The 10,351-nt window shown below is 59.3% G+C and carries 8 protein-coding genes; 4 read left to right on the top strand and 4 right to left on the bottom strand.

Annotated elements, in window-relative coordinates; translation table 11 throughout:
- Positions 1-784 precede the first annotated feature (784 nt).
- The 4 genes from GRI58_RS15315 to cls all read right to left on the bottom strand — a co-directional run bounded on the left by GRI58_RS15315 (position 785) and on the right by cls (position 4,996).
- Positions 785-1,678 carry a universal stress protein gene (locus tag GRI58_RS15315; RefSeq protein ID WP_160754487.1) on the bottom strand — a complete coding sequence of 298 codons (894 nt, stop codon included), beginning with the start codon at positions 1,676-1,678 and terminating at the stop codon, positions 785-787.
- A 66-nt stretch (positions 1,679-1,744) separates the two neighbouring features.
- Positions 1,745-1,999, bottom strand: coding sequence for a hypothetical protein (locus tag GRI58_RS15310; protein ID WP_160754486.1), 255 nt, complete (start codon positions 1,997-1,999; stop codon positions 1,745-1,747).
- A 489-nt stretch (positions 2,000-2,488) separates the two neighbouring features.
- On the bottom strand, positions 2,489-3,466 hold the full coding sequence (locus tag GRI58_RS15305; protein ID WP_237452357.1) for a mechanosensitive ion channel family protein: 978 nt from the start codon (positions 3,464-3,466) through the stop codon (positions 2,489-2,491).
- 132 nt (positions 3,467-3,598) lie between these two features.
- Positions 3,599-4,996 (bottom strand): cardiolipin synthase, encoded by a 1,398-nt coding sequence (gene cls, locus GRI58_RS15300; RefSeq protein WP_337190996.1) that lies wholly within the window; start codon positions 4,994-4,996, stop codon positions 3,599-3,601.
- Positions 4,997-5,546: 550 nt separating this feature from the next.
- Here cls and GRI58_RS15295 point away from each other — a divergent pair.
- The 4 genes from GRI58_RS15295 to GRI58_RS15280 are packed head-to-tail and all read left to right on the top strand — an operon-like array spanning position 5,547 to position 10,187.
- On the top strand, positions 5,547-6,938 hold the full coding sequence (locus GRI58_RS15295; RefSeq protein ID WP_419957056.1) for an efflux transporter outer membrane subunit: 1,392 nt from the start codon (positions 5,547-5,549) through the stop codon (positions 6,936-6,938).
- Positions 6,935-8,248: an efflux RND transporter periplasmic adaptor subunit gene (locus GRI58_RS15290; protein ID WP_160754483.1), complete on the top strand. Its 1,314-nt coding sequence runs from the start codon at positions 6,935-6,937 to the stop codon at positions 8,246-8,248. Before GRI58_RS15295 ends, GRI58_RS15290 begins: the two co-directional genes overlap by 4 nt.
- Entirely contained in the window at positions 8,245-8,979 is a 735-nt protein-coding gene (locus GRI58_RS15285; RefSeq protein ID WP_160754482.1) for an ABC transporter ATP-binding protein, read from the top strand. Before GRI58_RS15290 ends, GRI58_RS15285 begins: the two co-directional genes overlap by 4 nt.
- 8 nt (positions 8,980-8,987) lie before the next feature.
- Complete coding sequence (locus GRI58_RS15280; RefSeq protein ID WP_160754488.1) at positions 8,988-10,187, top strand: ABC transporter permease; 1,200 nt, start codon at positions 8,988-8,990, stop codon at positions 10,185-10,187.
- Positions 10,188-10,351: the final 164 nt, after the last annotated feature.

The raw sequence follows: 10,351 nt of genomic DNA, 5'->3' as shown, positions 1-10,351 counted from the left end.
CCGAGAGAGCTCAACAACAGCGAAATCGATCATGGCAAGAAGTCTTTCGAAACCGTTTGCGCGTGCGTCGCGCTTGACGCAGTTGCATGACGACAAAGGCCGCCGCCTTGATCTGAATCAAATTTGATGGTTGCATGATGGCTCAGCATGACAAGTGGTAAGGGTGTTCGCGGATTTTGGCTGCTCGACGCAACGGGAGCGGCGGTGTTTGCGCTCGGCGTCGCCTATGGGGTTAGTGCCTTAGTCGCTGCCCAGCGTCCGGAGTGGCCGGCGATATTGGCCCTCATTCTTGGTGGTGTCCTACGTGGACTTGGTGTGCTCGGCGTCCACCGGACAAGCGCCTGTCGCTGGCGTGCGCACTGCTTGCCAACCGACCATGGCTGCTGCTCGATGAGCCAACTGAGGGGCTCGACACGGCCACAGAGAAATTGCTGGTCGAACGGCTAGCATTCTGGCTCAACGAAAGGGTACAGGCTTAGTGCTCGTGTAGCACCGTAGTAGGCCACAGGAGCTGACCTCTTTGCGCATCCCCATTGAACGGGTGCCTCGACGCTCAAAGGTTTGATGAACTCGGTCTGCCGACGTGCTGGGCGGCAGCAGAACGACCATTCTGCGAGTTAAAAAATTGAGAGCGGGGGGCCATCGAGAGACGCTCGTCCGGCAGCAGGCGCGGCTATTTTTGTGGCTGGAAATTCAATCGCGCCGGACAGTGTATCACCCGCGTCGCACAGGAAGATACGCTGCGATGGCGGAAGCAGCCCCTCGGCTTGTTCACCCTCCAAGATTAGTGGGCTAGTAGTACGGGCAATTGCGGGTGGGTCAATATATCTCGGGTGACACCACCGAGCAGCCATTCCGCGATTCTAGCGCGCCCATATGCGCCCATTACGAGCAAACCGCATTCACGGGCCAAAGCCGCATCGGTAAGCTGGTTGGCAACTTTCATACCATCGGGCGCGGGAAGTTCGAGCAACTCGCATTCGACTCCGTGGAGTCTCAGATATTGAGCTCCCTCGATTGCCGTAAATTCCTCATTTCCATAGTCGGACCCATCCATTATCCGTGTCAGGAAGACCTGCTCGGCCTGTTTCAGTAAAGGAAGCGCCGCGCGGAGCGCGTTGGCGCATTCGACTGCGCCGTTCCAGCCAATCAAAATGGGGTCGCGTACATTAAGGCTACGCTGGTGGTCCGGAACGACCAGAACCGGTGCCGGACTGCGCAACACCACTTGACCAACGATCCGTGAAGGGCGCTGATCGGCACTGCTGGCATCATGAGTGCCCATGACTATAACATCGGCGAGTGCCGCCCGTTGCACAAGATGGGCCGCGGGAAAACCGAAGTGGGTTTGCCAATCCCACGGTACATCGTCCCGCCCAAGGCTTGTCTTTACCTTCGCCTCAAGCTGCTCGGCTTGCTCGCGCAGGATCGGAAGGATTGCGGGCGCCGTCATAGCTTCATAGCTTGCCGGCATGATGACCTCACTGCAGGCCGTTTGCAGGCACGTTACATGCCCATCGAAATTACGCGCAAGATCGAGGGCAGTCTGAACCCGAGCCGATAGTCCGGGGTCTTCTTGAACATGGACTACAACGTTTTTCATCACGGCCTCCAATGCTGATCCGCACAGGTGGGCAGGTTGCTTCTCGATCTCCAATTTCGCCATGATCCAGATCAATTTCGCACCAGCTAACAAGCTGAACAGCGTAGGTACGCTCAGCCGAATTTGTTCACTCGGCCCAACTTACCGGGCCTCGTCAGATTTTTGTCGGAACAGGTAACGATAGACGCCCCAGGAATTAATGGCGAGTAAGCAGATGTTCTGCCAGCCGATCCCGTCCGCGTCCTCGCTTAGGAAACCCCATGCGACGAGCGCGGCGGAAGATGAAACAAATAATACGAACGCCCACCCCGTTATTCGCGAACCGATATTGGATGCCACAATCATGGCGGCGATCACTGCGGTAATTGCCCCATACCATTGGAGAAAAGTCAGCATAAGACCTCTCTATTTAACTATTGGGAGTCGAGATCGATTGTTTTCTGCACCATACCTACACGATCAAGCGAACGGATACATCGCACGGAATGCGCGCAACTGGGGGCTTAAGGGGCTTTCAAATCATATCTGAGCGCCATGAGAGGTGGATTCAGCAATCTACAACGTTTCGGCCGATTGGGTCACGCCAGCCGCTGCCCGAACCCGGCCGTGAGTTGTCGTATCAGCCCGCATGAGCGAATGGACGGTTTCGACAGCGGGAATTGGCAGCTGAAAGACCGCTTTGTTGGCGCATGCCGTCATGTCGCAAAGACCGCGAGCGAAGGGCAGCATTTCAAATTTTATCGATCCGGAAGGAGCCATTCCGGAAGAGCTATGCCGGACGACAATGTTGCGTATATTGAGCCAGACCCAGTCAGACTTCCGCTTCGCGCCCCAATCTCAGTCATTGAGCGTTACCTGCCGAGCCCCCGAAAGCAGCCAATAACTTCACCGGTCGGCGCTTTCCTGGCTATCCGACAACGTCGCCGAAGATGGTGCAGCTGGTTCGTCAAGCTGACCACTCAGTACCACATTCTGGTAAGCGTAGGGTATTTCTATCCCGGCTTCATCGAACCGTTTCTTCATCTGTTCGAGCAGATCGTATTCCACCGATTTGGCGGTTGCCGAATCTGGGCACCACGCGCGAAGCGAGAGATTCACGCTCGATCCGCCCAGGCCAATGACCGGGCATCCGACGACCTCCTGAACGTTGTCATGTGCCTGCGCCAGTTCGAGAACTATCTCGCGAGCCTTGTCGATGTCGGAGGTGTAGCCGATCGAAATTGGCAGCGACATCATGACCCTGAGATCGATCGATGACAGGTTGATCATAATCTGGTTCGAGATCGTACCGTTGGAAATGACGATCCGCCGGTTATCGAAGGTCCGCAGCACGGTGTAGCCGAGCGACAGATCCTCCACGATCCCCGTCTCCAGCCCCGTCGGGGTCGTCAGCTGCAGTCGGTCGCCCCGACGGAAGGGCTTGTAAATGACCAGGCTAATGCCCGAAACCAGATTGCCCAGCGTCGACTGCGCGGCGAAGCCGATCACGACTGAAACGATGCTGACCCCTGCCAGAAGCGATGTGGTCAGCTTGTTCAGTGAAGGCACGAGGTGCGAGAACAACAACGCCAAAACGATCCACATTATGAAGGTCGCAAGGTGCTGGATGAAGCTGATCGTCATGCGATCGATCCGTTCCTTCGGATCGTGATCGATCACCGCGACAACTGTCCGGCGAAGGAGCCAGCTCAGAGCCAGGCCGAACACCAGAAACAGCACGCCGAGAGCGACCGCGCCCCATAAATGGCTCGGGTTGAAATACTCGGTCAGATCCGCAAGCATTGGCGGCCCACCCGCCCCAGTTGGTGTGGCGGTCACTTTTGCTATCGGGATATGCTGGGTCGCAATCAATTTGGAAGCCATATGATGGACCGATAAGCTGCGGACAGTGTCCGTCAACAAGGGGAATTCTCCTTGGGCCTGCGAAGCTTCGGAGCGTGATCGCTCAAATGCGCGAGAAATGTGGCGCCTGCCTGGACTATCGCCGCATTCGGTTCAGAATACCGCAGCGACTATGGTCAACAAATTGTCGGTGAACCGGCGCGGTATCGGGCGGTTTGTGGCGGCGTCGCGATCAATCTCGATTGCATCGGAGAGCCAACGGCACTGGCGTTCGCGCACCTGGGCGGTGAGTTCAACCGACTGGGACAAAATGCTGTTCTCAAAATTGAGATCGAGGCTGCGCCGGTCCATATTGGACGACCCGATCAACGCCAGGGTATCGTCTGCGACGAGTGTCTTGGCGTGAAGCATTCCTCCGCGATATTCGAAGATGCGAACCCCTGCTTTTGCAAGCACTGGGTAATAGGCGCGGCTGATGGCGCCGACGATCTGGCTGTCGTTGCGGTGCGGGAAGATGATCTGTACCTCGACCCCGCGCCGGGCCGCGGCAACGATCGCGCCGATCAGTGGCGGATCGGGCGCAAAGTAGGGGGTCGTGATCGTGACATCTGCCTGTGCTTCCGCGAACACGGAGACGAACATGTCGGTCATCGTTCCACGCGGAGAGAGCGGCCCGGTTCCGGTTGCGATGGCGGGGAACCCATCGGCTGATAGGGCCGGCGGCTCAGCGCTCATGATCGGACGCAGATCCTCTCCTGTTTCGAGGGACCATGCCGCTGCGAAGATGATGTCGGCCTGCCGTGCTACGGGCCCTTCGTAACGCACCAGGATATCTACCCACGGGGCGAAGCGTCGCTTCACCAGAAACGCGGGATCGGCGCAATTCTGACTGCCGCCATAAGTTATGCGTCCGTCGATGACGGCTATCTTGCGGTGGTTGCGTAGATCCGTGCGTCGCCCCACGAGAAATCCCAGGCCAAGCGGTACTTTGAGCAGGCTGCAAAGGTGCGCACCTGCGTCGCGCATCATGGTCCAGTGTGGAGAGCGGATCAGGGCGCGCGACCCGATCGCATCGGCGGCGACACGGCAGGTCACCCCCCTGCGCGCGGCGCGACAGACGGCCTCCACCACCTTCATGCCGTTGTTGTCCCCAAGCCAGATGTAGAATGACAAGTGAACCGTCTTCTTCGAGGAATCGATATCCGTAACCAGCATGTCGATCGCAGTGTCGGAATCGGGCGTGATACTTGCGGTGTTTCCGATCGACACCGGCCAGCCGGATGCCGCCTCGAAGGTTCGGAACGCATTGGCGGTCAAGCTGGCTACATCACCGAGTTGCGACGGGTGTGGGGCGAATTGCCGCAGCTCTTCATCGATGTGTTGGCCACGCTTTCGGAAACCTTTTGAAATCCACGGTTCACCGAACAAAAAATACAGGATCACGCCAGCCACGGGCAGGGCGATCAGCAGCAGCAACCACGCCGCTCGCGAATAGGAATCGCGCCCGTCGAGCAGGATCGCCCTGACGATTACGGCAAGATGGATAGCCACGACAATCAGCCATTGGGTCGTCCCCGGATCGATCAAACTCGTGTCACCCTTCCAGCGCCAATTTCAGCTCCATGCCTCTTTGGTGACATTCTCGTCAAATTGCCTCTACTTGCCCGGAGCGCTAGGACGAGACCGCTTCCCCGAGCCGAAGTCGCTTTCTCCTCGCTTGGGTCGACAAGACTCCTAACCCGATCTGCGAGGCTGCATCTAAAGCTTGAATCAGTGAGATCAGGAGATTTTCGCCGCTAATCAGCTCCGGTTTGACCTTCGAAACCTGGCCATTGGAAAGCGGCGCACTCGATGTCGATCTGGTCCCGCAAGAGCCACGTTTGGATAACGCTCCTTAATCCAACACGTTTGAAGCCGGGTTCTCGGTCCTTGATAGCTGCCTTTCAGCAAAGGGTCCCAAGCCTGCTCATGGGGTTGCTGATCGGATGCTCCGCGGTGTTGGTCGAGATATATCTTTGTAATATTGCACAACATGGGCATGTTATAGTCGGACGGTTGATGAGGAAGGGGAACGGCATTGCTTCGACTTGCCGCAGCGTGTGTGCTGGCGACGGGACTATTTGCATGCACAACTATTGGCGAAATGCACGCCCCTGTGCCCACTGTTGCAGTCCCCGATCAGTGGAGCAGCCCACCGGATGACTCTGCCCAGAATCTCGCTTCCTATTGGCAGGCTCTGGGCGATCCGCAGCTGGACAGGTTTGTTGCTCTGGCCCTGGCCAACAATCGCAATCTGGCCCAAGCGGCGGCGCGCGTTGCGCAGGCTCGGGCAGGAGTTCGTGCCAGCCGCGCTGCCTATTTCCCGCAGATCAGCGGCAGCGCCGGAGTACAGCGCGACGTCGGCGATTTTGCCAATACCGATCCGCAATTTTCAGTAGGTGCAGATGCACAGTGGGAGCTCGATCTTTTCGGACAAATAAGCGGAGGGGTTTCTGCTTCGCGCGCAGAGCTGGCAGCCGCAGGCTTTGGATTGGGCGATTTGCAGCGGTTGATCGTCGGGCAAGTCGCGCAGACGACCGTTTCGGCTCGCACGCTCGCCACCCAGCTGTCGATCGCGCGTGATACGCTGAGGATACAGGACGACAATCTCCAGATCGCGCAATGGCGGTTGCAGGCAGGGTTGGTCTCCAGCCTCGACGTCGAACAGGCGCGCGCACAGCGGGCCCAGACGGCGGCATCGATCCCAGCGATCGAACGCGACCTGGCGCAAGCTGCCAATGCGATCTCCACCCTGATCGGCGAAGCGCCCGGTTCGGTGCGGATGGCACTCGAACAACACGCCGCGCCCATTCCTGTGCCCCCGGACAAAGTCGGCTTCGGCATCCCCGCCACGGTGCTACGCCAGCGACCCGACGTCCGGCAGGCCGAAGAGCTGCTGCTCGCCGATACGGCGCGTATCGGTATCGCCCGAGCGCAAATGCTTCCGCTGGTGCAACTCACCGGAAATATCGGATCGGCTTCGTCGGGACTCAACAGCTTGTTTGACATCGTCACAGGTGGCTTGTTTGCGGGCGTAAGCCAGTTGATCTTCGATGGCGGGCGGGCGCGTGCGCAACTCGACAGTGCCCGGGCTGCTGCTGCCGGATCGCTGGCGGCGTGGGAGCAGACCATCCTTCAGGCGCTCGCCGATGTCGAGAATAGCGACATAGCATTGACCAAGGCACGCGAACGTGTGGCGCAGCTGGCAATTGCACGGGATGCCGCTTCGAATGCCGCCGTACTCGCGCGAAGCCAGTATCAAGCGGGCCTGATCGATTTCCAGACCTTGCTGACCGCGGAAAACCAGTTGCTATCCGCCCGCAATGCCTTGTCCGCGAGCGAGGCAGAACGCGCTAATGCTTTTATCGCACTGGAACAGGCGGTCGGCGGAGGTTGGGACGTCAATGCGTCTGACGTTGCGACGGGTGCGACTAAAGGGGAAAGCAAACAATGAGTGATCCTGCGGCAAGTGCCGAGTCAGAACAGCTCGAGGAATTTCTCGGCACGAAGCCCCGTCCGCGCTGGCGCCGCTGGATGAAGTTCTGGCTGCCGGGCTTGATCGTAGTGATCCTGATTCTTGCGATTTCCACCTGCTCACGCCGTGATGGCGAGCCCCAGTATATCAGCGAGCCAGTCATTGAGCGCTCGTTAGACCTTACCGTCACGGCCACGGGGAACCTGCGGCCGACCAATCAGGTGCAGGTCGGCTCGGAAGTATCGGGCCGGATCGATAACATCTATGTCGACGTCAACGACCGCGTTGCGCGTGGCGAGGTGCTGGCACAGATCAACACCGACGTCATCGACGATCAGATTACCCAGGCTCGCGCCAATCTCAATGCCGCCACCGCCCAAGTGGCGCAAGCGCAGGCCACCCTGGCGGTCGACAAGGCGCAGCTCGCCCGGCTGCAGAACGTGTTCAAAATTTCGGACGGCAAGGTGCCCTCGCGCGTCGAACTTGAACAGGCCGACGCTGCGGTTAAGCGCGACAAGGCCGCGGTGGCTGCCGCCAATGCCAATGTTCAGGCAAACCGGGCGCAATTATCGACCGCGCAAACGAGCCGTAGCCGGGCGGTGATCCGGTCGCCCGTGGCGGGCGTGGTTCTCGCGCGCCAGGTCGAACCGGGTCAAACGGTTGCCGCCAGTTTCAACACCCCGACGCTGTTCATCATCGCCGAAGATCTTTCGACAATGCAGTTGCGCGTGGATATCGATGAGGCCGATGTCGGGCAGGTGACCAAGGGGCAGAAGGCGACCTTTACCGTGGATGCATACCCCGGTCGTCGCTTCCCCGCCGTTGTCGAGCGGGTGGACGAGGCGTCCACGAACACGGCAGCGACCGCCAGCCAGCAGTCCGCCAGCGCGTCCGCCGCATCGTCGGTGGTGAATTACGAAGCGCGTCTGTCGGTTGCCAATTCCCAAGGGCTGTTGCGTCCCGGCATGACGGCGACCGCGACCATCGCGACCGAGAGCACCGGCAAGCGGATGCTGGTGCCCAACGGCGCGCTGCGCTTCCAGCCCGATGCAAAGACGAAGGACAGCGGGGGTGTGCTCAACCCCGAAATCGGCCTGCAGCAAAATGAGCAACAGGCGACTATCGGGGTTGGCAGTCGCCAGCGCGTCTATGTCATCGGCAAGGACGGCAAGCTCGAACCGATCGAGGTCGTGACAGGCCAGAGCGACGGCCGTCTGACGGTGGTAACCTCCAAGAAGCTCAAACCCGGGATGAAGGTCGTGACCGGCAAGAAGGCGGCGGGCAAATGACGGATGCCGAACCACCCAACGGCACCCCACTGATTGAACTGCGTGGGATCACCAAGGTCTTTGGTCAGGGGGCTGCTGCTTTCAAAGCCTTAAAAGGTATCCACCTGACCATCGAGCAAGGCGATTTTGTTGCGGTGATGGGGCCATCGGGGTCTGGCAAGTCGACGACCATGAATATCCTTGGCTGCCTCGACGTACCGACCGCCGGGGTGTTTCGTTTTCGCGGGGTCGAAGTGCAGTCGCTGACCCGCGACCAGCGCAGCCTGCTGAGGCGACGGTATCTTGGCTTCGTTTTCCAGGGCTTCAACCTGCTGGCGCGCACGACTGCGATCGAAAATGTCGAACTGCCGCTGCTCTATCGCGGGGAAAAAAGAGCCGTCCGCCGGGCAGCCGCCTTGCGAGCGCTCGATCAGGTCGGACTGGTGCCATGGGCTGACCATACCCCGGCTGAACTGTCAGGGGGGCAGCAACAGCGTGTCGCGATCGCCCGGGCTCTGGTGACGGACCCGGACGTGCTACTCGCCGACGAACCGACCGGCAATCTCGATACCGAACGCTCGATCGAGATCATGGAGTTGCTTACCCGGCTCAATCAGCAGGGCATCACGATCCTGCTTGTCACCCACGAGCCGGAAATGGCCGCATATGCCAAGACGATCGTCCATTTCCGCGACGGGCTGGTCGAAAGTTCCGAGCGCAATCGTCCAACTGTAGTGGCGGAACCGGCCTGATGCTGGGGATGTTCGGCGCCACCCTGCTGCTCGCCTTTCGTGAAATTCGGCGCCATCTGCTGCGCTCTTTTCTCACGACGCTCGGTATCATCATTGGCGTTGCCGCCGTCATCACCATGGTCACACTCGGCAAGGGGGTGACCGCTTCGGTGCAAGACCAGATTTCCTCGCTGGGCTCGAATGTCTTTATCGTATTCCCGATCAAGGGCGATCGCGATGCGCCGCGCCCCTTCAAGCAGTCCGACGTGGACGCGGTCGCGAGCCAGATTGCCGGTGTGCGCGAAGCTGCGGGCAGCGTCTCGGCCAATGCGACGGCATTTCACAATGGGCAGGATTGGGCGACCACCGTGCAGGGCGTAGACAATAAATTTCTGCGGGCGCAATCCATCGACGTGGTCGAAGGGCGCAGCTTCACTGCCGAAGAAATGAGCGCGGGCAAGGATGTGTGCCTGTTGGGCTCGAAGGTCGTGCAAGCGATCTTCGTTGCCGGGGTAAGCCCGCTGGGAGAGGAGATGCGGGTGAACCAGATCTCCTGCACAGTGGTCGGCGTGCTCGAGGAACGGGGCGAGGGCGGCGGACCCAACCAGGACCAGGATAATACAGTGATGATGCCGCTGAAAACCGTGCAGCGGCGGTTCACTGGCAGCGACAACTTGCAGTATTTCGTGGTCAAATATGACGCAGCCTATTCCAGTTCATCGATTCAGGAGGCGTTGATCGGCCTTCTGCGCGAGCGACGCTTGTTGCAGGCGGGCGCGAATAACGATTTCAACATCATCGACACCGCGCAGGTCAATCAGGCGGTTGGCGCTGCAACCGGAGCATTGACCGCAATGGTCGCCGTGATCGCCGGAATCAGCCTGCTGGTTGGCGGCATTGGGATCATGAACATCATGCTCGTGTCGGTAACGGAACGAACACGGGAAATCGGCATCCGCCTGGCAATTGGCGCACTGTCGCGAGAGGTGCGCTTGCAATTCCTGACCGAAGCCGTGGTGCTGTGCTGCTTTGGCGGCCTGGTCGGAATCGGACTGGCGCTGCTGCTGTCATGGAGCCTTGCAGGCGTCATTGACGTGCCCTTCGTATTCGACCCGATGATCAATTTGCTGAGTTTTGTGTTTTCGGCCTTCATGGGGATCGCATTCGGATACTATCCGGCAGCGCGGGCCTCCAAACTCGATCCGATCGATGCGCTAAGGCATGAGTAAGCGAACGACCGCTCGTATTGTACTAGCACTACTTTGGCAGAAGTGTGATTTTTGGGATTCCCAAGGAGAGATTTCCCTGATTCATGAAGAGCCAGCTTTGACGGAGGCTGGCGATGGACGAGGATTGGCAGGCGGATCTGGAGCGGTGGCTTGCTCCGTATTTG

This window comes from Qipengyuania algicida, from assembly GCF_009828025.1.
Taxonomy (GTDB): domain Bacteria; phylum Pseudomonadota; class Alphaproteobacteria; order Sphingomonadales; family Sphingomonadaceae; genus Qipengyuania; species Qipengyuania algicida.
This window is presented reverse-complemented; position numbering and strand designations above follow the sequence as displayed.

Coding starts and splice junctions, on each gene's coding strand:
- GRI58_RS15290 (WP_160754483.1), top strand. CDS start 6,935: ATGAGTGATCCTGCGGCAAGTGCCGAGTCAGAACAGCTCGAGGAATTT.
- GRI58_RS15305 (WP_237452357.1), bottom strand. CDS start 3,466: ATGGCTTCCAAATTGATTGCGACCCAGCATATCCCGATAGCAAAAGTG.
- GRI58_RS15285 (WP_160754482.1), top strand. CDS start 8,245: ATGACGGATGCCGAACCACCCAACGGCACCCCACTGATTGAACTGCGT.
- GRI58_RS15310 (WP_160754486.1), bottom strand. CDS start 1,999: ATGCTGACTTTTCTCCAATGGTATGGGGCAATTACCGCAGTGATCGCC.
- GRI58_RS15280 (WP_160754488.1), top strand. CDS start 8,988: ATGTTCGGCGCCACCCTGCTGCTCGCCTTTCGTGAAATTCGGCGCCAT.